The sequence below is a fragment of the Streptomyces africanus genome, from assembly GCF_002150735.1.
GTDB lineage: Bacteria > Actinomycetota > Actinomycetes > Streptomycetales > Streptomycetaceae > Streptomyces > Streptomyces africanus.
This window is the reverse complement of record NZ_MUKA01000036.1, coordinates 13,693-33,244: the sequence shown is the minus strand read 5'-3', so window position 1 is coordinate 33,244 and position 19,552 is coordinate 13,693. Positions and strand designations below refer to the sequence as shown.

The window sequence follows — 19,552 nt, the reverse complement described above, 5'->3', positions numbered from 1 at the left end:
TGAGGCGCAGTCCGGGGCGAGGCGGGCCGGATTCCGAATCCGCCGTGCCCCTGACAAGCGCTGTGGGGGGAGTATTCGGCCGAACGGCCGGTAGGCGCAAGAGGGCCTTTCGGCCGGGCCCTTCTGAAGCACCGGTCGCGGTGGAGTCAGCAGTCGCAGGGGCAGCAGCAATCGCACCCGTCGCAGTCGCAATCCCGGCAGCAGCCCTCGCGCTTCTTGCGGGACCACGGCCCCTCGTACTCCTCGGCACAGCACAGCTTGCAGGTGCAGCACAGCAGCCAGAACATCCCGCAGCCGGCCCAGAAGCCGCGCCGGCCCTGGGGCGGCTGGGGCACCGGCGCGCCACCGCCGAGACCACCGCCGCCATACCCTCCTCCCCCACCTGCGAACGGGTTTCCGCCCCCACCCGCGTACGGGTTTCCACCACCGCCCGCGTACGGGTGCTGCCCGGAGCCGTACGGCCCCTGGGGCGGCTGCTGTCCGTACGGCCCGCCCTGGTGCGACGCGCACACCGGCACCGTGCCGAACGCCCGGTCCACCGAGCGCCGCAGTTCGTGCACGAACAGCAGATGCACGAGCTTCGCGTCGGCGAATTCGGCGTCGCGCAGCGCGAGCCGCACCCCGTGCACCGCGTCGTCGGCGAGCCGCCGGGCCTCCGCGAGGGAGGTACCGGTCGCGGCGATCGGGTTCCAGGCACCTGACGCGGCATCAGCGTGCAGGTCCTCCACGGCATCCAGCAGATGGGCCAGCCGTCCGAAGAGCCGTCCGGCCTCGGCGAGCGGCCCGGCGTTGTGCGGCCGGCCGGCGAGGACCGCCGTGTGGGCGAAGGCGGCGGCGGTCGCGGTCTCGGTCGGTTCGGTGACCGTCAGGATCGGCGTACCGGGCCCGGCGAGCGCCTCGATACCGCTCTGCCGGTCCACGGCGTCGACCAGGACGGTCGTGTCGAAGCCGACGGCGGAGCCGGTGCGCGCCCCGGCGCGGTCCCAGCCCACGGCGATCCGGCGCGCGGCGCGCGCGACCGGCGCTCGGGACAGCAGTCCATCGCCGTCGGCGACGTGGTCGCGCACCTTGGCGGAGGCGAGCACCAGCGACACGGCCGCCGCGAGCCGCGCTCCCTCACCGTGCGCGACGGACGCGGTGCGCATCCCGCGCAGCGGACACGGCCCCGCCGTACGCCGCCCCGCACCGCTCGACGTGCTGCCCGCCCGGCCCGCCTGAGCTTCCGTCAACACCGAGACGAGAAGCCCGTCGTAGTTCGTCACGATGCGCGCGAGCTGCCCGTGGTCCCGGCGCAACGCGAGGCACAGCCCACACAAATGCGCCATCCACTGGGCCGTGAGGCTCTCCCCGAGCCGGTGCCTACAGGGCCTGACCATTCCGAACATCGATGTCCCCCGTGCTCCGTACGACGTTTTGGCGCCGCATGGTATCGGCCATCGCGTTCACCCGTACGCACCGCTCATCACCCGTACGCCGCGAAGAATCATATTTCACTCACAGTCAGCAGTCGTTTACGACAAGGCCCTTGGGAAACACGGACTCTCGACGGATTCGCTGTGCACCAGTACCGTCACAAACCCCCCGTGCGGCGTCTATCCACTTGGCGCGCCATCCGCATCATGGACGACCATAGGGATGCGGAAAGCAGAAAGACCGCTGTGAGAGGAGGCGTCCATGGGATCGGTACGCAAGGCAAGTGCCTGGCTTGGCCTCGTCGACGACAACGAAGACGAGCGTTACTACGACGACGACTACTCCGACGGGACCGAGCCCGGGGAGGCCTGGGTCACCGATCCGCGCGTCAAGGTGGCCTCGGACGTCGCCGAGGAGAAGGGGCGCCGCATCGGCACGGTGACCCCGGACAGCTTCCGGGACGCGCGCGCCATCGGCGAGCTGTTCCGCGAAGGCGTGCCGGTCATCATGAACCTCACGGCCATGGACGCCGGCGACGCCAAGCGCGTGGTCGACTTCGCGGCCGGGCTGATCTTCGGCCTGCGCGGTTCGATCGAGCGGGTGTCGACCCGCGTGTTCCTGCTGACCCCCGCCAACACGGAGATCGTGAACGGCGACCCGGGCGCGCACCGCACGGACGGCTTCTTCAACCAGAGCTGAGGCAGGGCCGCTCACCGGCCCCGCCCCCGCGCGGGGTTCACCGGAAGGCGTCGAGTCCGGTGAGCGCCTTGCCCAGCACGAGCTGGTGCATCTCGACGGTGCCCTCGTAGGTGAGCACCGACTCGAGGTTGGTCGCGTGCCGCATCACGGGATATTCGAGCGAGATCCCGTTGGCGCCGAGAACGGTGCGGGACGTGCGGCAGATCTCGATCGCTTCTCGTACGTTGTTGAGCTTGCCGAAGCTGACCTGCTCGGGACGCAGGCGGCCGGCGTCCATACGCCGCCCCAGGTGATGGGCGAGCAGAATTCCCTTGTGCAGTTCGACCGCCATGTCGGCGAGTTTGGCCTGGGTGAGCTGGAAGCCGCCGATGGGCCGTCCGAACTGCTCCCGCGACTTCGCGTAGTCGACCGCGGCCTCGAAACAACTGCGGGCCGCGCCCATGGCGCCCCAGACGATCCCGTACCGGGCGTGCGACAGACAGCTGAGCGGTCCGCGCAGGCCAGTGCCCTCCGGGAGGACGGCGTCGGCGGGCAGCCGTACGTCGTCGAGGACGAGTTCGCTGGTGACGGAGGCCCTGAGGGACCACTTGTGCTTGATCTCGGGGGCGGAGAACCCGGCGCTGTCCGTCGGCACGACGAACCCGCGGATCCCGTCGTCGGTCTGCGCCCACACGACGGCGACGCCGGCGACCGAACCGTTGGTGATCCACATCTTGCGGCCGCTCAGGACCCAGTCGGTGCCGTCGCGCTTGGCGTACGTCCGCATGGAGGCCGGGTCGGATCCGTGGTCGGGCTCGGTCAGCCCGAAGCACCCGATGACCTCGCCGGAAGCCATGCGGGGCAGCCACTGCCGCTTCTGCGCCTCACTGCCGAACCGGTGGATGGCGTACATGGCGAGGGAGCCCTGCACGGAGACGAGGGAGCGGATCCCGGAGTCGGCGGCCTCCAGCTCCAGGCACGCCAGTCCGTACTGCACGGCGGACGCCCCGGCGCACCCGTACCCCTCCAGGGACATCCCCAGGGCGCCGAGCTCCCCCAGCTCCCGGGCGAGCTCCCTGATCTCCGGCAGCTCTCCCTTCTCGTACCACTCGGCGACATGCGGCAGCACCCGGTCCGCGGCCCAGGCCCGCACGGTGTCCCTGATCCCGAGGTCCTCCGGCTCCAGGAGGTCGTCGAGGCCGAGGGGATCGGCGGGATCGAACGGAGGAAGCTTGGACGACTCGGACATGCGGACACCCTCCGAAGCTCTTTAACTAGCACTGCTAACCAAGACGCTACGACCTCCACCCGCCCCCGCACCACCCATAGCTGCCGACTGGACGGCCGAAGTCGCCAGTGGGGGCACAGCGCCGTCGGCGTCCGCGCCCATCATCGGCCCGCACACCCACCTCTGCCCGCCACCACCGCAAGCCGCCAACGACGGCCCACCCCCACAGGCGACCTCCACCCCTCAACCGGCAGATACGGGCGGCGCGTGGGTGGGCAAAAAGGGCGTCACACCGAGACGCGCGACTCCGCGGCGTCCCTCGGGGCAGGCAACTCCACCGCACCGTCACCCTCACACTGCATGACCCGCGGCAACCGCAACGCCATCACCGCCCCGAGCACCAACAACCCCGCACTCACCAGCAACGTCACATGCAGCCCGTGCACGAACGCGTCCCGGGCGGCATGACGCAGGGCAACCCCGGCCACCCCGCCCAGCTGCGCGGCGACCTCGTACGCCTCCCCCAGCGAATGCCCCGCCGAGGAGGACGCCGACTCCGGCACCCCCGGCACACCCGACAACCCGGGCGCGTACGCCGCGTTCATCACCGTGCCGAGCAGGGCGATCCCGATCCCCGCCCCCAGCTGGTACGACGTCTCCCCGATCGCCGCCGCCCCGCCGGCCTGGTTCTGCGGCGCCTCGCTCAGCATCGACTCGTACGCCCCGAACAGCGTCGTCTCCAGCCCGAAGCCGAGCAGCACGAACCCGGTCAGCATCAGCGCGCAGTCGTCCGTCCGGCCCAGCGCCGTCAGCAGTACCACCGCGAACGCCGTCAGGCAGAATCCGAAGCACACCATCCGCCGCGGCCCGAACCGCCGCAGCATCCGTGCCCCGGCCAGCCCGGCCGCCATCGCGGCGAACGTCAGCGGCAGCAGCCGCAGCCCCGTCTCCAGCGGCGACAGTCCGAGCACCAGCTGGAGGTACTGCGCGGCGATCAGTTCGAGTCCGACCAGCGCGAGCATCGCCAGCACGATGCACCCGACGGCCGTGCTGAACGCCGGCCGCGCGAACATGCCGAGGTCGACCAGCGGATGCGTCCGCCGCCGCTGCCGCCGTACGAACGCGACCAGCAGCACCGCGCCCACCACCAGCGGCAGCACGGTGAGCAGGCTCCCCACCGACTCCCCGCCGCCGAGCCGCTTGACGCCCAGCACCACCCCGAACAGCCCTATCGCCGCCATCAGCGCGCCGACCACGTCCCAGGGCCCTTCGCCGTCGCCCTTGGACTCGGGCAGCAGCAGTCGCCCGACCGGGAGACTGACCAGCATCAACGGGATGTTGACGAGGAACACCGAGCCCCACCAGAAGTGCTCCAGCAGGAAGCCGCCGAGCAGCGGTCCGACCGCCGCGCCCACCGCGGCCACGGCGCTCCAGATGCCGATCGCGAGCGCCCGCTCGCGCCGGTCCGGGAAGACCTGCCGGAGGATCGACAGCGTCGCGGGCATGATCATCGCGCCGCCCACGCCGAGCAGCGCCCGCGCCACGATGAGTACCTGGGCGTTGTCCGCCAGGGCCGCGAGGCCGGAGGCGAGGCCGAACAGCGCGTACCCGAGGAGCAGCACCCGTCGGCGGCCGACGCGGTCACCCAGCGTGCCGAACAGGATCAGCAGCGAGGCGCAGACGAGCGGATAGACGTCGACGATCCAGAGCAGCTCTATCCCGCCGGGCTTCAGGTCCTCGGTGACGGCGGGGACCGCCACGTGCAGCACGGTGGCGTCGACGGCGACCAGCAGCAGGCTGACGCAGAGGACGACGAGAACCACCCAGCGGTTGGCACCGGCCCCGGCCGCCCGACGGCGCAGCGCAGCGGCCGTGGTCGTCCCGGACATGTACGTACCTCCCAGATGTTCCCTCGCGATCGGCGGGCTCACGGGGTGGGGGACGCCCCCGCGACTCGGCCGGAGAGGAGCGGTGGTCTCCGGCCCGCGCAAACGAACAGCGAGTGACACGTCAGAGTACGCGAGTCCGCGCCGGAGCCGAGTGGCGGACCTCTCACAGGTCCGGCGGAAAGATGTGGCGTACGCCACTCCCCCCTCCGTCGACCACGCCCCGGGCGGCCGGCCGGTTCCGGCCCCGGTCGATAATCGGGCCCGTGACCGATCTCGAGACGCGCGCGGCCCCGTCCCGCGCCGGGGCGCTGCACCGGGCGGCCCCGGCGCTCCTCGGGTACGCGGCCGTCCGTGTCCTGGGCCTCGTCGCCCTGGCCCTGTGGAGCGCGGCGCGCGACAAGAGCGCGTACACGCTGCTGACCGCCCGCTGGGACGCGCTCTGGTACACCAGGGTCGCCGAGCTCGGCTACGGCTACGAGGTGCGTCTGGCGAACGGGGACGTGCACTCGAATCTCGCGTTCTTCCCGCTGCTGCCCTGGCTGGAGCGGCTGGTGGCGGCGGTGTCCCCGCTGTCGTACGCGGACGGCGGTTTCCTGGTCGCCCTGGGCGCCTCGGTCGCCGCGGCCTGGGGGATCTTCGCGGTCGCGGACCATGTGTACGGCCGCCGGGCCGGGGTGTGCGCGGTGCTGCTGTGGGCCGTGCTCCCGGTCGGGATCGTGCAGTCGATGGCGTACAGCGAGTCGCTGTTCACGGCGCTCGCCGCGTGGTCGCTGTACGCGGTGCTGACGGGCCGCTGGGTGACCGCGGGCATGCTGGCCCTGCCGGCGGGGCTGACCCGTCCGGTCGGGATCGCCGTGGTGGCCGCGGTGTGGGCGGCGGGCATCGCCTCCTTCGCCCGGGAACGGCGGTCCGGCGACGCCCCCGACGTCGGCTCCCGCACCCGCCGCGCTCTCGGCATGCTGCTCGCCCCCCTCGGCACCGCCGGATACGTGCTGTGGGTCGGCCACCACACCGGCAAGGGGCCGCTCGGCTATCTCGACGTGCAGGCGGGGTGGCGCAACGGTTTCGACGGGGGTTACGCCTTCGCCCGGTTCGTCGCCGAAAAGTTCACGTCGTTTCCCTCGGCCCTGGCCGGTGCCGGGCTGATCGCCGGGGTCGTGTCAGTCGTCTGGCTGTATGTGGCCGGAGTACGTGGACGCCAGCCGCTGCCGCTGCTGGTCTACACCGGTGTGGTCACCGCGCTCGCCCTGTGCGCGTCGAGCTACTTCGGCTCGAAACCGCGGCTGCTGATGCCCGCCTTCCCGCTGCTGCTGCCTCTCGCCCTGGCCCTGGCCCGGCTGCGTATCCGCAGGTCAGCGCTGGTGCTCGGGTCGGTGGCGGTCGCCTCGGCGGTGTACGGGGCGTTCTGGCTGAACGGTTCGGGTCCCCCCTGACCCGCTGTGAGCGCCCGGAGAATTCCGCGCCATGCCCCGGTGAACGAATCCAAAAGCCCAATAAAACCCCCATCCGGAATGATCAAAGGAATTGAAGGTCGCAGCGCCCGGCGATTACGGATTCGCTGGAAATAAACCTCCTCCTGAGAGGAATCCCACATCACATCGTCATCACAAAGCCGTTGATTCGACGGGGATCCGAGCTCACTCGCTGTAACGTCGATTGGGTGCGTACCGAACCGAAGCTCACCCGTCTGGACCGGGTGTTCGCCCGGCTGGACCGTGAGCCGGAACGACCGGCCCACATCGATGTGCCGAAGATGAGCAGGCACCGCATCGTGCTCTTCGCGGCGACCCTGGCCTTCTACGGCGCGATCGTGTGGGCCGTGATCATCACGTCCTGGCTGGTGCGGCTCGACTGGCAGGTCATGTTCTTCCGGCCGTACCAGCAGTGGTCGGAGATCCACTGGTTCGTCGACTACTACGTGGTGCTCGGCCAGCGCGGCCCGACCGCCGTGATGGTCGCGGCCTGGCTGGGCTGGCGCTCCTGGCGGCAGCACACCCTGCGTCCGCTCCTCGCCCTCGGCGTCTCGCTGCTCCTGCTGAACATCACGGTGGGCGCCGCCAAGTACGGCATGGGCCGCCTGGGACCGCACTACGCGACCGTGATCGGCTCCAACGAGATGTGGCGCGGCGGCGATATATTTCCGAGCGGTCACACCGCCAACGCCGTGGTGACCTGGGGAATCCTGGCCTACCTGGCCTCCGGCGCGAGAGCGCAGCGCTGGCTGTCCGCCGTGTCCGCGGTGACCTCGCTCGGCGTCGGGATGGCCACCGTCTACCTCGGTACGCACTGGCTGAGCGATGTGCTGCTGGGCTGGGTCGCGGGGCTGCTGATCCTGCTCGGCCTGCCGTGGTTCGAGCCGCTGATCGCCCGTTCCGAGGACAGGATCTTCGACCTGCGCGACCGCTGGCGGGCCCGTCGGAGCCCTGCGGCGCCGGACGCCGTCCCGGCCGGCGCGCCGCCCCTGGTGGTCACGCCGCTGCCCGCCGACCGGGAGGATGTCGCGGCCCGCTCGCCCCGGGCCCCGGCCTACCTGGCGCCGGGACCGCACACGACCCGCTCGGAGCGCACGCCGACCACCCCCGCGGGCAGCCGCCGCCCGCCGCACACGGAGCGGCACCCGCGCGGCTCGGCCTCCTCCTCGGCCCGCCCCTGACGCATGACCGGCCACGACGGACGGCGGGCCGCTGCGCACACCCCGTCCGGGCACGGCGAAGGCCCCGGTTCCGCTGCGGAACCGGGGCCTTCGGGGTGTCTCAGCCCTTCCAGGCCCGCGCCACCCGGCCGCTCTTCACCTCGAAGTTCAGCCGGCCCACGCGGTACTCCATCGTGATGATCGCCCCCGGCGGCAGCGCGCGCACCGTCGGCCAGCCGCGCTCACGCGCGAGGCGCTCGGCCCGGTCGGCCTCCAGGCCGACATAGGTGTCCGGGCTGTCGTCGGGTTCCGCGGAAGGTGTCGGAATCGGTGCCATGCCGCCACGCTATGCCGTGCCCGGCGACCGCGGAAGTCCGGGCCTGTGACCCCGGTCCCTGTCCCTTGGCTGTCACGCTTCTGTCACAAGATCACGACAGGTGTTTCGGCTGCTGTCCGTCACACGGACGAGCGGTTTCGTAGGCCTTCCGCAGGTATTCGATCGGAATTTCCGCGTGTCACATGAGCCCATGGAAAAAGCCCGGCGGAAAGTTCCGGGAGAAGTGACCTCGGGGCCCCATTCCATTCCGGCGCCGCACCGGGCCGGCTCAGCCGCGGCCGCACAGGAAATGCCTGGCTTCGGCACGCAGAGGCCGGTACGCCCCCTGTCGGAGCGCTCGGTGACGCGCGCATCATGGCGTGAGCTCGCGGGTACGCGACGCGGGCTTCGGCGGGCCCGGCACGCGATGAGCGAAGGGGCGAGCGAGCGATGGGGACGCAGACCGTACAGGCGGCGGCGCGGCCCGTGCCGAGGAAGCAGCACGGGCGGGTGTTGGTCGACTGGCTGACCACGACGGACCACAAGAAGATCGGTCACCTCTACCTGATCACGTCGTTCGTGTTCTTCCTGATCGCCGGGGTGATGGCGCTGCTGATGCGCGCCGAGCTGGCCCGCCCCGGACTGCAGATCATCAACAACGAGCAGTACAACCAGGCCTTCACGCTGCACGGCACGATCATGCTGCTGCTGTTCGCGACGCCGACCTTCGCGGGCTTCGCGAACGAGCTGATGCCGTTGCAGATCGGCGCGCCCGACGTGGCCTTCCCGCGGCTGAACATGTTCTCGTACTGGCTGTTCCTGTTCGGCGGGCTGATCGTGCTGGGTTCGCTGGTGGTGCCCTCCGGACCGGCCGACTTCGGCTGGTTCGCCTACGCCCCGCTCAACAGCGCGGAGCGCACGCCCGGCATCGGCGCCGACCTGTGGATCATGGGGCTGGCGCTGTCCGGCTTCGGCACGATCCTCGGCGCGGTCAACTTCATCACCACCATCATCGGGATGCGCGCGCCCGGCATGACGATGTTCCGGATGCCGATCTTCGTCTGGAACACGCTGTTCACGTCGATCCTGATCCTGATGGCGTTCCCGGTGCTGGCGGCGGCGCTGCTGGTGCTGGAGGCGGACCGGCGGTTCGGCGCGCAGGTCTTCGACGCGACCAACGGCGGGGCGATCCTGTGGCAGCACCTGTTCTGGTTCTTCGGCCATCCGGAGGTGTACATCATCGCGCTGCCGTTCTTCGGCATCATCACGGAGATCATCCCGGTCTTCAGCCGCAAGCCGATGTTCGGCTATCTGACGCTGGTGGGCGCGACGATGGCGATCACCGGCCTGTCGGTGGTGGTGTGGGCGCACCACATGTTCGCGACGGGCGCGGTGCTGCTGCCGTTCTTCTCCTTCATGAGCTTCCTGATCGCGGTGCCGACGGGCGTGAAGTTCTTCAACTGGACCGGCACCATGATCAAGGGCTCGCTGTCCTTCGAGACGCCGATGCTGTGGGCGACGGGCTTCCTGGTGACGTTCCTGTTCGGCGGGCTGACCGGGGTGATCCTGGCGTCGCCGCCGATGGACTTCCATGTGACGGACACGTACTTCGTGGTGGCGCACTTCCACTACGTCGTCTTCGGCACGGTCGTCTTCGCGATCTTCGCCGGCTTCTACTTCTGGTGGCCGAAGTTCACCGGCAAGATGCTCGACGAGCGGCTCGGCAAGATCCAGTTCTGGACGCTCTTCACCGGCTTCCACACCACGTTCCTGGTGCAGCACTGGCTGGGCGCCGAGGGCATGCCCCGCCGGTACGCCGACTACCTCGCCGTGGACGGGTTCACCGCGCTCAACACCGTGTCGACGATCGGCGCGTTCCTGCTCGGCATGTCCACGCTGCCGTTCCTCTACAACGTGTGGAAGACCGCACGGTACGGCGAGAAGGTCGAGGTCGACGATCCCTGGGGCTACGGCCGTTCCCTGGAGTGGGCGACCTCCTGTCCGCCGCCCCGGCACAACTTCACGGTGCTGCCTCGGATCCGGTCGGAGTCGCCGGCGTTCGATCTGCACCATCCGCGGTACGCGGCGGTGACGGCGCAGCCCGAGCCAGAGCGCCATCAAGCCGGTCGCGAACCTTCCTGATCGCCTCGGTCAGCTCGTCGGGTTCGATCACCTCGAACTCGAAGCCCAGCATCATCACGTGGATCACCATCACCTCGAGGCTCCCGGCGCCGCAGCGCAGCAGGCAGCTGTCCGGGCCCTCCGCCTCCAGAACCCCGGCGCTGGGCGAGATGTGCGCGGCGGCCTCCTCCAGGGGCGCCAGGAGCCGCACGACGGCGTGGGTGGCGTACGCGCGCGTGGAGACGCCCTGGGAGACGTAGGCGGCGAGGTCCTCGGCGGGCGCCTCGCGCGGCTCGAAGCGCGGGCCGTGCGGCGGCCGGGGCGTGATGCGGTCCACGCGGAAGGTGCGCCAGTCCTGCCGGTCGAGGTCCCAGGCGACGAGGTACCAGCGGCGCTCGGTGCACACCAGGCGGTGCGGTTCGACACTGCGGCGGCTGTGGGTGCCGTCGTGGCCGCGGTACTCGAAGCGCAGGCGCTCGGCGTCCCGGCACAGGTGGGCGAGCTCGGTCAGCACGGCCGGGTCGACGGCGTCGGGTACGGGACCGCGCAGCATCGGCACGGTGAAGGCGTTGAGGGCGCCCACGCGGCGGCGCAGCCGGTTCGGCAGCACCTGTTCCAGTTTGGCGAGGGCCCGTACCGAGGTCTCTCCGATGCCCTCGATGCCCTGCCCGGCCGCCGTGCGCAGTCCGACCGCCACGGCGACGGCCTCGTCGTCGTCCAGGAGCAGCGGCGGCAGCTCGGCGCCCGCGCCCAGCTGGTAGCCGCCGCCCGTGCCGGGGCTGGCGTTGACCGGGTAGCCGAGTTCGCGCAGCCGGTCCACATCCCGGCGCAGGGTGCGGGCGCTGACGCCGAGCCGCTCGGCCAGGTCGGGGCCGGACCACTCGCGGTGGGCCTGGAGCAGGGACAGCAGGCGCAGCAGGCGTGCCGAGGTCTCCAACATGGGGGCGAGTCTGCCAGCCCTTGCGGTCAGCCGCTGTCCTCAAGGCGCGTACGCCAGCTGGGGGACGTCGAAGCAGGTGCGGTTCATGTCGCCCTGGCCGACCCAGCCCCTGCCGTCCTCCCAGCGGGCCACCGACAGGCAGGTCCGGAGGGTCTTCGGGGGCTCGGCGAGCCGCTCGAACACGACGGGCAGGAGCAGTCCGCCCGCGGTGTATCCCTCGCTGCGGTTCATGTAGGCGTCGACGCACGCGCGCGTGATGCCCGTCCTCGCGCAGGACCGCGCGGCGTCCGTGAACCAGCGGGCGGCCGCCCAGCCCTCCAGTTGCCACTGCGAGTGCGTCTTCAGGTCCTTGGTCGCCTCGCGGAACTCCCGTACGGCCGGGTGGCCGGTGTCGTCGTAGTTGCGGCTGGAGCCGGTCGCCCAGAGGGCGTTGCGGCAGCGCGGGGCGGCCTTGTAGTCGTCGGCGACGGTGGACGCCCAGTTCTGCACGTTGGTCACCTTGGCGGTGACGTGGGCGCCGACCTCGTCCATGGCCTGGCACAGCCGGGCGTTGCCGTGGCTGTCGATGGCGTCGAAGACGAGATCGGCGCCCTGTTCCTTCAGGTCGGCGGCGACGGCGCGGAAGTTGGGCAGGGCGAAGTCGACCTGCTCCGTGACGACCTTGTAGCCCTCGGCCCGCAGGCCCCGTTCGACGAGCCGGGCGTAGGCGGCGGACGCGGACTGGTTGTAGGAGACGACGGCGGCGGTCCGGGCGCCGTGCTCGCGCTTGAAGTAGCGGTAGACCTCGGTGCCGCCGTACAGCTTGCCGTCCCAGCCGGTGGTGCCGTTGCGCGGGGCGCGGCTGCCGTAGATGCCGTAGAGGTGCGGGTAGGTGTCGTAGGCGCTGCCGATGGGCTGGCCGCCGATGTCGGGCACGCGCGCGCGGGAGACGCGGGAGGCGCCCGCGTAGTCCAGGGCGGTGGTGGCGACCAGGGCGACGACCTCGTCCTCCTCGACCAGCCGGTGCACGCACTCGTTGTTGCCGACGCCGCTGCCGCCGTCGTCGCACCGGCGTACCTCCACGCGGCGGCCGTCGATGCCCCCGCGCGCGTTGAGCCGGTCGAACCATGCCCCGGCGCCGTCGCGCGGGCCGGTGAAGGCGTTGCCGCCGACCGGGCTGGTGGCGCTGGTGATGATGCCGACCCGCAGGGGCGCGGAGGCGCGGGGCGCGGAGCCGCGGTCGTCGTGCTCGAAGTCGCTCTCCGGGAGCCGGCTGCCGCAGGCCGCGCTCAGGGCGAGCAGCAGCGCCGCGGCGAGGGCCTCAGCAGCCCGGGACCGGCGACGCATTGCCGCTCAGTTGCACCAGCGCGCACAGCGTCTTGGCGGACAGCTTCCAGGTGCCGTTCTGCTCGACGGCCGTCCCGGAGGCGTCCGGCAGGACGGTGGCGCCCTTCAGGGTGAGCGTGTACGTCACGTCCGCCCCGGTCGCCGAGGTGAACTGGACCTTGGTGACCTTCGCCTGGACCTGCCCGCCGCGCTCGTCACCGCTGAAGGCCTTGAGGACGGGGGCCAGCCGGTCGCCGTTCTCCAGGACGGCCAGCTTGTCCTCGGGCGAGGTCTTCGGGTCGAAGAACTTCTGCCAGTTCTGCCTGATCTCGGTCTCGGCCGCCGCCCGGTCCGCCGGTGCGCTGGCCGGCGCGCTCGTGGTCCGCTCCGCGGTCGGTGTGGGCGGCGTGCTCCCGCTGCCGCCGTTGTCGTCGCTGCAGGCCGCGAGGACCGGGGCGAGGGTCAGGACCAGGGCGGCCGCGATCGCCGTACCCCGTCCCGCGGCTCGTGGGCCCCGTGCCGCCTTCCCCCGCCTGAGGTCGCTGCCGAGAACCATCTGGCTCACCACCGGGTGTCGGTCCGGGCCAAGTGCGCCCGGTGCTTTCAGGGTCAGCTTCCAAGGGGCATAGTGCAAGCGAGCGGCGGACTTGAACAGGTGGCCAGGCGCGTGCCCGGACAACCGACGTGTGGGAGCAGCGATGCGGACAAGCCGACTGCGGACCGTGCATCCCGTCCTCTGGGCCGGCTGGGCGGCGCTGGCCGCCGGAGCCGTGCTGTGCGTCGTCGGCTGGTACGGCGTCTCCGGGGAGCGCTTCGCCGAACGGCAGCTGCCCTACCTCGCTTCCTGCACGGTTCCCGGCGCGGCCCTGATCGTCTCCGGGGCGGTGCTGCTGGCCCACGGCCGGGACGCGATCGCCGCCGCGCGCGTGGAGGAGCTGTACGGCCTGCTGGTGGCGGCGGAGCCGGCGGACGAGGACGAGAGCGGGCAGGCCGCGCTCGCGCCCCTCGCGGTCAGCGGCGAGCTGCTGATGGTGCCGGGCGGCACGCTGTGGCACCGCGCGGACTGCCCGCTGGTGGCGGGGAAGGCGGAGGCGGTTCCGGTGGACTCCAAGCTGGTGGCGAGCGGCGAGCTGGGCCCGTGCCCGATCTGCGAGCCCGTCGAAGAGACCGACTGAGCCCGGGCCATGTCCTCGCTGACGTACGAGCTCACCCTGGCCGGCCTGTCGGTGGGCAGCGCGGCGGCGCTGACCGGGATCGGCCTGATCGTGACGTACCGCGCGACCGGGGTGCTGAACTTCGCGCACGGCGCGGTCGCCATGGTGTGCGCCTACGTGCTGCGGCAGTGCGTGGTCGAGTGGGGCTGGCCGCTGTGGCTCGCGGCCGGGGTGACGCTGCTGGTGCTGGCTCCGGGCCTGGGCGTCGTACTGGAGCGGTTCGTCTTCCGGCCCCTGGCGGTGCTCGGCGGTGACCCGGCGCAGACGCTGGTGGCGTCCATCGGGGTGTTCGTGCTGCTGGTGGGCGGGGCGGCGCTGCTGTGGGGGCAGGGGGCGCGGGACGACGCGCCGGAGCTGGTGCCGGACGAGCCGTGGGGGCAGCTGGCGGTGGTGCTGGTGCTGGCCGCCGGGGTCGCGGCGGTCGTCCGCTGGACGCGGTTCGGGCGGGAGCTGCGGGCCGTGGTCGACGACCGGCAGCTCGCCGTGCTGGGCGGTATCGACGCGGACCGGGTCGCGGCGGCGGGCTGGGCGTTCGGCTCCTTCACGGCGGGCCTGACCGGGGTGCTGCTGGCGCCGTACGTGCGGCTCGACCCGTACGGGCTGTCGCTGCTCGTGATGGAGGTCGTGGCGGTCGCGGTCGCCGCGCGGATGCGGAGCCTGCCGGTCGCCGTGGTGGTGGCGCTGGGCATCGGGGTCGCGCAGAGCCAGCTCACGCGGCTGCACCCGTCCGGGTGGGGCGCGCCGCTGCTGCAGACGGCCGGCACGAACCTGTTCGTCGTCGCCCTGCTGGTCGCGGCCCTGGTCCTGCCGGGCGTGGGCACGCGTGACGCGCTGCCGCGCACGGCAACCGCCCGGGCTGCGACCCCGCCCGGCGTGTGGATCGTGGCGGCCGTGCTGTTCCTGCTCCCGCTGGGCCTCGCCGGCCGGGACCTGCACACGTCGATCCAGGTGCCGGCGCTGGCCGTCGTCCTGTTGTCCCTGGTGGTGGTCACCGGCCGCGGCGGACAGATCTCCCTGGGGCAGGCGGCGTACGCGGGGCTGGGCGCCCTGTTCACCGCGCTGCTGGCGGCGGGCCGCTTCCCGGGCCTGCCGGCCGTGCCGGAGCTGGCGGCCCTCGCGGCGGCGGTCGTCCTGGTGGCGCCGTTCGGCCTGCTCACGGGCTGGCCGGCGATCGGCCGCCGGGGCCTGGCGCTGGCGCTGGCGACGTTCGCCGTGGGCGTGGGCGTGAGCCGCTTCGTCTTCGACCAGCCGTACGCCACGTCGGGCCTGTCGCTGGGCCGCCCGGCGGGTTTCGAGGGGGACCGCGCGTACTACGTCCTGGAGTTGCTCCTGCTGGCGATCGCGCTGCCGGCGGCGCACGCGCTGCGCCGGGGGCGGACGGGCCGGGCCCTCGCGGCCATGCGGGACCACGAGGCGGGGGCGCAGGCGGCGGGCGTCCCGGTGCCGTCCCTCAAGCTGCTCGCCTTCGTCGCGTGCGCCGCGCTCGCCGCGCTGGGCGGCGGCATGCTCGGCATGGGCCTGCGCGCCTTCGACCCCGCCGCCTACGACCCCGTGCGCGGTCTGCTGTGGTTCGCGGCGGTCGTGGTGCTGGGAGCCGACAGCACCCTCGGCGCCCTCGGGGCCGCGGCCCTCCTGGTCGGTCTGGACGCGGGCGCGCGGGGCGGCGTGGCGGCGGCCCTGATCGGTGTCCTGGCGGTCTTCGTGGGCCGCTTCCCCGGCGGCCCGTACGAGGCCCTGCGAACGGCGGCGGACCGCCTGCGCCCGCGCCGCGCACCGGCCCTCACACCGGCGGGAGCCCGGGCCCGCGAGCTGCTGCGCCCGGTGGAGCGGCGGGCGGCCCGGACGGCGCCGGCGGGCGCGACAGCGACAGGGGCGACAGCACGTGCGGCATACCGCCGGAGCAACCGGCCTCCGGCCTTCCGGGGCACCTCGACACCGTCGGCTCCCGCCTCCCCCCTCCTCACGGCCCGCCGCCTCCACGCCCACTACGGCGGCTTCACCGCCCTCGACGGGGTCGACCTGGACGTCTTCCCCGGTCGGATCACCGCGGTCGTGGGCCCCAACGGGGCCGGGAAGAGCACCATGTTCCACTGTCTGGCCGGCACACTGCGGCCCGCGCGTGGCGAGGTGCGCCTGAGCGGCCGGGACATCACCGCCCTGCCCGCGCACGCCCGCACCCGGCTCGGTGTCGCGCGGACCTTCCAGCAACTGGCCGTCTTCCCGTCGCTGACCGTGGCCGAGAACGTCCGGGTGGGCGCCGAACAGGGCCGGGTGACCGATCCGGGTGCCGTGGAGCGGACGCTCAGGCTGCTCGGTCTCGGCGGGCCGGTACGGGCGCTGCCCGCCGCCGGGCTGCCCACGGGGACGCTGCGCCGCGTCGAACTGGCCCGGGCCCTCGCGGGCGCCCCGCGCGTCCTGCTGCTCGACGAGCCCGCCGCCGGCCTCGACACCACCGAAGTGGCCGCCCTCGCCCGGGTCCTGAAGGCCCTGGCCGCCGACGGCACGGCCCTGCTCGTCGTCGAGCACGACCTGGACCTCGTCGCCGGCCTCGCCGACGTCGTGCACGTGATGACGGCGGGCCGGATCGTCGCCTCCGGCCCGCCCGGCCGGGTCCTGGACGCCCTGGGAACGGCGGCCGGGCGATGACCACCGTCTCCCTGCGCCACGCGCGCGTGCGCTACGGCCCCCTGGAGGCCCTGCACGGCGTCACCCTCGCCGCCCCCGGCCCGGGCCTGACCGTGCTGCTGGGCCGCAACGGCTCCGGCCGCAGCACCGCCCTGCGGGCCCTGGCCGGCACGGTGCCCCTGTCGGGCGGCGCCGTGGTGTGGGACGGCGCCGACGTGACCCGTGTACCGGCCTACGAGCGGGCCCGGCGCGGGCTGTGCCTGGTCCCGGAGCGGCAGGCCGTGTTCGGCTCGCTCACCGTGCGCGAGAACCTCGGACTCGCCGCCCCGGACCTTGCCCCGGCCCTCGACGCCTATCCGCAGCTGCGGCCCCTGCTGGAGCGGCGTGCCGGCACGCTCTCCGGCGGGGAGCAGCGCATGCTCGCCCTGTCCCGGGCGCTGCTGGCACGCGCGCGCGTGGTGCTCGTCGACGAGCCCGCCCAGGGCATGTCGCCCTCGGTCGCGGCCCGTACCTACGAGCTGCTGGGCGCGCTCGACGCGTGTGTGGTGGTCGCCGAGCAGCGCCTGCCGCCCGCCCTGCGGGAGCGGCCCGCGATCGTCTACGAACTGCGGCGCGGGACGGTCGTGTTCGCCGGCGAGGCGGGCGAGCTCCCCCACTGACCCGGCGCGCGAAGACCCCGCCCGGTCGGCCGACCGGACGGGGCCCGTGTCCCGGCGAGGGGGAGCGGCTCAGATGTCGAGGCGCAGGCCGGGCACGATGATGTCGGGATCACCGCCGATGGCGGCCTTGTTGGCGGCGTAGAGGTGCTGCCAGGTGGTCCCGTGCCGGGCGGCGACCCCGCTCAGGGTGTCGCCCGCGCGGACGGTGTAGTCGCCGCGGGAGGAGCCGCGGTCCGGGTGTGCGGCCGTGGAGCGCGCCGGCGTCTTCGCGGGCTTCGCCGGAGCGGGCTTGACGGAGGTGACCGGGTCGGCAGCGGCGGAGGCCGCGGGTGCGCTGCCGCTCGCCCCGGCGCGTGCCGAGCAGGTGGGCCAGGCGCCCCATCCCTGGGCGCGCTGGACCTTGGTGGCGACGGCGATCTGCTGGGACTTGCTCGCCTGGTCGGCGGTGGGCGCGTAGGCCGTGCCGCCGTAGGCGCGCCAGGTGGAGGGGGCGAACTGGAGTCCGCCGTGGTAGCCGTTGCCGGTGTTGATGTGCCAGTTGCCGCCGCTCTCGCACTGGGCGATGCGGTCCCACACTCCGCTGTCAGCCGCCGCGGCGTTCCCGGTCGCGGCGAGCAGTCCGAGGGGCGCGAGCAGTGCCGCGCCGGCGAGGACCGCCGTCGTACGAACCTGGTTCTTCCGAGCGTTGTCGCGCGTGGTATCGGCACATTCGGACATGTAGTTCCCTCTCTACGCACTCGGGGTCCCCCAAGGCGGAACGCCACTCCCCGCGCCATGGGGCGCGTGGGTCGCGCTCGCCCCGTCCGCCGGTGTGGTGCTGCGCGTGGTTCCGGAGAATCACGCGGCCGGCGGACGTACCCGAGCGGTGCTCGCTGCACACGGCGGAGGAATCTAAGGAGTTGACGGGCCGTCATCAACCGGTTGCCCGTCAGGCCAGGCCAGTTCCCCAATACCTCGGGTAACGGCTATTTCCGGACACCCACTTCATTCCCGGATTTCCTGATATGTCGACCAACGCGCCCGACACCCTGTGACCCACTTCACCCTCTCAACGCCCTTTACAGTCCCGTGACTTGACGGTGAGTGCGCGAATCCGTGCCGAGCGTGACCCTGTGCGCTGGATGGTTCGATTCCGTTCGCCCTGGGGCGTGACTCCCGCCACAGATCGCCCGTTGTCATCTTCATGAGCCGGGGCCCACCCGGACCACGGGCCGGGAGCCACCCGGTCCTGCCACGCACCGCATCCCCGAGGGAGCCACCCGTGCCGCGCATGCTCGACGTCAGCGACGAGGTACGCGCCGAGATCGGCGACGAAGAAGCCGACCGCCTGCTCGCCGGACAGACCGCCCCGGGCAGTTACGACTGCACGTCCTGCCGCACTCCGGGCGACTCCGAGCAGGAGCGCACCAGCACCGTCCTGTTCATCGGGGACGAGACCGCCGTCCTCGCCTTCGCCCACGCCGGCTGTCTGCCCTCGCAGGTCGTCCAGGTCACCGAGGAACAGCTCCGGGGCGCCGTGAAGTCCATCACCGGCGACACCGTCGACCTGGAGCCCGACACGGTGGTGCCCGAGCAGGCGGTGCTCGGCGTGACCAGCGGACTCGTGCTGATCGCCGGGGAGCTGCACCCGGCCCTGGTGGTGGAGCCGACCGCGCCCATCGCCCGGCCGGGCACCACGGGCTCCGGCGACGACTTCCTGCCGCTGCTGATCGAGCAGGGCTTCATGCCGCTGACCGAGCTGTCCGCCGTACCGCCCGTGCTGCACGGCTGGTCGGTGCTGCTCGCCGTGGGCCGGCTGCACGCGGTGCTCCAGCCCGGCAGCAACGGCGGCCAGCCGGTGGCCTGGTGGCAGGCCCACCAGCCGCTCCAGGTCACCGAGGGCTGGCGCGCGGCCGCCAACAAGCACCAGCAGGTGCTGATGTTCGCCGCGCCGGTCGGCTCGATCGGCCGGCAGCCGCGCGAGGACCTGATGCGGGACGCGCTGGACAAGGCGGCGGCGACCGGAAAGCTCGTCGGCGCCGCGCTGCCGCTGGCCGGCACCTGAGCGGCGCGTCACCCGGACAGACCGCATCCACGCGAAAGCCGTACCGGGGCCGCATCCCCCGACCCGCGGGGTCGTTTGGACATACGTGCACGCATACGACGTTCCCCGCCGCCAGTCCTACTCGTCGATCCCCTCCGCACGATCGGCCCAGGACTCCCAGGGCGGCCCATCGGCCACGCCGATCTACGACGCGCTCTACGCCGAGTACGTCAAGTCCTTCCGCGCACTTCCCGGCGACCGCAGCGGCGAGGAGAAACTCGGCTTCACCGCCTTCGGGAACCTCCCGCACAGCACAGGCTCGTACGGCGGTTCGCACAGCAACTCGTACAGCGCCTACAGCGCGGGGGCCCAGAGCGCCCGCCATGCCACCGGACAGCAGCCGCAGTGGCAGCGCGTCGGGGCCATCGGCTCGCACGGCACCGGGATGCACCACGTGCCGGCCGCACTGCCGCCGGGTCGGCGCGGCGTCTGAAGCGAGCACCGTACAG

Annotated in this window: 16 protein-coding genes and 1 pseudogene; 9 read left to right on the top strand and 8 right to left on the bottom strand. The window is 72.5% G+C overall.

Annotation, left to right across the window (positions count from 1 at the left end; translation table 11 throughout):
* Positions 1 to 146: 146 nt before the first annotated feature.
* Positions 147 to 1,385, bottom strand: coding sequence for a DUF5685 family protein (locus CCL05_RS05790; protein WP_208641384.1), 1,239 nt, complete (start codon positions 1,383 to 1,385; stop codon positions 147 to 149).
* A 289-nt stretch (positions 1,386 to 1,674) separates the two neighbouring features.
* Here CCL05_RS05790 and CCL05_RS05785 point away from each other — a divergent pair, with 289 nt between their 5' ends.
* Entirely contained in the window at positions 1,675 to 2,112 is a 438-nt protein-coding gene (locus tag CCL05_RS05785) for a cell division protein SepF (RefSeq protein WP_086559387.1), read from the top strand.
* A 37-nt stretch (positions 2,113 to 2,149) separates the two neighbouring features.
* Here CCL05_RS05785 and CCL05_RS05780 read toward each other — a convergent pair whose 3' ends face one another.
* Both CCL05_RS05780 and CCL05_RS05775 read right to left on the bottom strand, forming a co-directional pair.
* Complete coding sequence (locus CCL05_RS05780; RefSeq protein WP_086559386.1) at positions 2,150 to 3,340, bottom strand: acyl-CoA dehydrogenase family protein; 1,191 nt, start codon at positions 3,338 to 3,340, stop codon at positions 2,150 to 2,152.
* Positions 3,341 to 3,606: 266 nt separating this feature from the next.
* Complete coding sequence (locus tag CCL05_RS05775) at positions 3,607 to 5,208, bottom strand: MFS transporter (protein ID WP_086559385.1); 1,602 nt, start codon at positions 5,206 to 5,208, stop codon at positions 3,607 to 3,609.
* Between the two features lie 263 nt (positions 5,209 to 5,471).
* Between CCL05_RS05775 and CCL05_RS05770 the strand changes: the two genes are divergently transcribed.
* Together CCL05_RS05770 and CCL05_RS05765 are read left to right on the top strand one after the other, a co-directional pair.
* Positions 5,472 to 6,641 carry a hypothetical protein gene (locus CCL05_RS05770; RefSeq protein ID WP_086559384.1) on the top strand — a complete coding sequence of 390 codons (1,170 nt, stop codon included), beginning with the start codon at positions 5,472 to 5,474 and terminating at the stop codon, positions 6,639 to 6,641.
* 227 nt (positions 6,642 to 6,868) lie between these two features.
* On the top strand, positions 6,869 to 7,861 hold the full coding sequence (locus tag CCL05_RS05765) for a phosphatase PAP2 family protein (RefSeq protein ID WP_086559383.1): 993 nt from the start codon (positions 6,869 to 6,871) through the stop codon (positions 7,859 to 7,861).
* A gap of 100 nt (positions 7,862 to 7,961) precedes the next feature.
* Here CCL05_RS05765 and CCL05_RS05760 read toward each other — a convergent pair whose 3' ends face one another.
* A complete protein-coding gene (locus tag CCL05_RS05760; RefSeq protein ID WP_086559382.1) occupies positions 7,962 to 8,177 on the bottom strand; it encodes an I78 family peptidase inhibitor in 216 nt (71 codons plus the stop codon).
* Positions 8,178 to 8,606: 429 nt separating this feature from the next.
* Here CCL05_RS05760 and ctaD point away from each other — a divergent pair.
* Positions 8,607 to 10,178, top strand: a pseudogene (ctaD, locus tag CCL05_RS05755) (aa3-type cytochrome oxidase subunit I); the annotation flags it as partial.
* Here ctaD and CCL05_RS05750 read toward each other — a convergent pair.
* Genes CCL05_RS05750 through CCL05_RS05740 form a run of 3 tightly spaced genes read right to left on the bottom strand, consistent with a single transcriptional unit; the run spans position 10,177 to position 13,078 of the window.
* Positions 10,177 to 11,217, bottom strand: coding sequence for a WYL domain-containing protein (locus tag CCL05_RS05750; protein WP_086559381.1), 1,041 nt, complete (start codon positions 11,215 to 11,217; stop codon positions 10,177 to 10,179). The pseudogene ctaD and the gene CCL05_RS05750 overlap by 2 nt on opposite strands.
* 39 nt (positions 11,218 to 11,256) lie before the next feature.
* Positions 11,257 to 12,543 carry an ABC transporter substrate-binding protein gene (locus CCL05_RS05745; RefSeq protein WP_086559380.1) on the bottom strand — a complete coding sequence of 429 codons (1,287 nt, stop codon included), beginning with the start codon at positions 12,541 to 12,543 and terminating at the stop codon, positions 11,257 to 11,259.
* Complete coding sequence (locus CCL05_RS05740) at positions 12,518 to 13,078, bottom strand: MTB12 C-terminal domain-containing protein (protein WP_208641382.1); 561 nt, start codon at positions 13,076 to 13,078, stop codon at positions 12,518 to 12,520. Before CCL05_RS05740 ends, CCL05_RS05745 begins: the two co-directional genes overlap by 26 nt.
* A gap of 142 nt (positions 13,079 to 13,220) precedes the next feature.
* Here CCL05_RS05740 and CCL05_RS05735 point away from each other — a divergent pair, with 142 nt between their 5' ends.
* The 3 genes from CCL05_RS05735 to CCL05_RS05725 are packed head-to-tail and all read left to right on the top strand — an operon-like array spanning position 13,221 to position 17,020.
* Positions 13,221 to 13,697, top strand: coding sequence for a hypothetical protein (locus CCL05_RS05735; RefSeq protein ID WP_086559379.1), 477 nt, complete (start codon positions 13,221 to 13,223; stop codon positions 13,695 to 13,697).
* Positions 13,698 to 13,706: 9 nt separating this feature from the next.
* Positions 13,707 to 16,382: an ABC transporter permease subunit gene (locus tag CCL05_RS05730; RefSeq protein ID WP_086559378.1), complete on the top strand. Its 2,676-nt coding sequence runs from the start codon at positions 13,707 to 13,709 to the stop codon at positions 16,380 to 16,382.
* On the top strand, positions 16,379 to 17,020 hold the full coding sequence (locus CCL05_RS05725) for an ATP-binding cassette domain-containing protein (protein WP_086559377.1): 642 nt from the start codon (positions 16,379 to 16,381) through the stop codon (positions 17,018 to 17,020). Before CCL05_RS05730 ends, CCL05_RS05725 begins: the two co-directional genes overlap by 4 nt.
* Before the next feature lie 69 nt (positions 17,021 to 17,089).
* Here CCL05_RS05725 and CCL05_RS05720 read toward each other — a convergent pair whose 3' ends face one another.
* Entirely contained in the window at positions 17,090 to 17,737 is a 648-nt protein-coding gene (locus CCL05_RS05720; RefSeq protein WP_086559376.1) for a LysM peptidoglycan-binding domain-containing protein, read from the bottom strand.
* Positions 17,738 to 18,281: 544 nt separating this feature from the next.
* On the opposite strand from CCL05_RS05720, the gene CCL05_RS05715 reads away from it, so the two are divergent.
* Together CCL05_RS05715 and CCL05_RS05710 are read left to right on the top strand one after the other, a co-directional pair.
* Positions 18,282 to 19,064 (top strand): hypothetical protein, encoded by a 783-nt coding sequence (locus CCL05_RS05715; protein ID WP_086559375.1) that lies wholly within the window; start codon positions 18,282 to 18,284, stop codon positions 19,062 to 19,064.
* Positions 19,065 to 19,149: 85 nt separating this feature from the next.
* Complete coding sequence (locus CCL05_RS05710) at positions 19,150 to 19,536, top strand: hypothetical protein (protein ID WP_086559374.1); 387 nt, start codon at positions 19,150 to 19,152, stop codon at positions 19,534 to 19,536.
* Positions 19,537 to 19,552 lie beyond the last annotated feature (16 nt).

What these genes read in the sequence shown, in the direction of transcription:
- CCL05_RS05790 (WP_208641384.1), bottom strand. Translation starts at nt 1,385, where the DNA reads ATGTTCGGAATGGTCAGGCCCTGTAGGCACCGGCTCGGGGAGAGCCTC.
- CCL05_RS05785 (WP_086559387.1), top strand. Translation starts at nt 1,675, where the DNA reads ATGGGATCGGTACGCAAGGCAAGTGCCTGGCTTGGCCTCGTCGACGAC.
- CCL05_RS05780 (WP_086559386.1), bottom strand. Translation starts at nt 3,340, where the DNA reads ATGTCCGAGTCGTCCAAGCTTCCTCCGTTCGATCCCGCCGATCCCCTC.
- CCL05_RS05775 (WP_086559385.1), bottom strand. Translation starts at nt 5,208, where the DNA reads ATGTCCGGGACGACCACGGCCGCTGCGCTGCGCCGTCGGGCGGCCGGG.
- CCL05_RS05760 (WP_086559382.1), bottom strand. Translation starts at nt 8,177, where the DNA reads ATGGCACCGATTCCGACACCTTCCGCGGAACCCGACGACAGCCCGGAC.
- CCL05_RS05750 (WP_086559381.1), bottom strand. Translation starts at nt 11,217, where the DNA reads ATGTTGGAGACCTCGGCACGCCTGCTGCGCCTGCTGTCCCTGCTCCAG.
- CCL05_RS05745 (WP_086559380.1), bottom strand. Translation starts at nt 12,543, where the DNA reads ATGCGTCGCCGGTCCCGGGCTGCTGAGGCCCTCGCCGCGGCGCTGCTG.
- CCL05_RS05740 (WP_208641382.1), bottom strand. Translation starts at nt 13,078, where the DNA reads ATGGTTCTCGGCAGCGACCTCAGGCGGGGGAAGGCGGCACGGGGCCCA.
- CCL05_RS05735 (WP_086559379.1), top strand. Translation starts at nt 13,221, where the DNA reads ATGCGGACAAGCCGACTGCGGACCGTGCATCCCGTCCTCTGGGCCGGC.
- CCL05_RS05730 (WP_086559378.1), top strand. Translation starts at nt 13,707, where the DNA reads ATGTCCTCGCTGACGTACGAGCTCACCCTGGCCGGCCTGTCGGTGGGC.
- CCL05_RS05725 (WP_086559377.1), top strand. Translation starts at nt 16,379, where the DNA reads ATGACCACCGTCTCCCTGCGCCACGCGCGCGTGCGCTACGGCCCCCTG.
- CCL05_RS05720 (WP_086559376.1), bottom strand. Translation starts at nt 17,737, where the DNA reads ATGTCCGAATGTGCCGATACCACGCGCGACAACGCTCGGAAGAACCAG.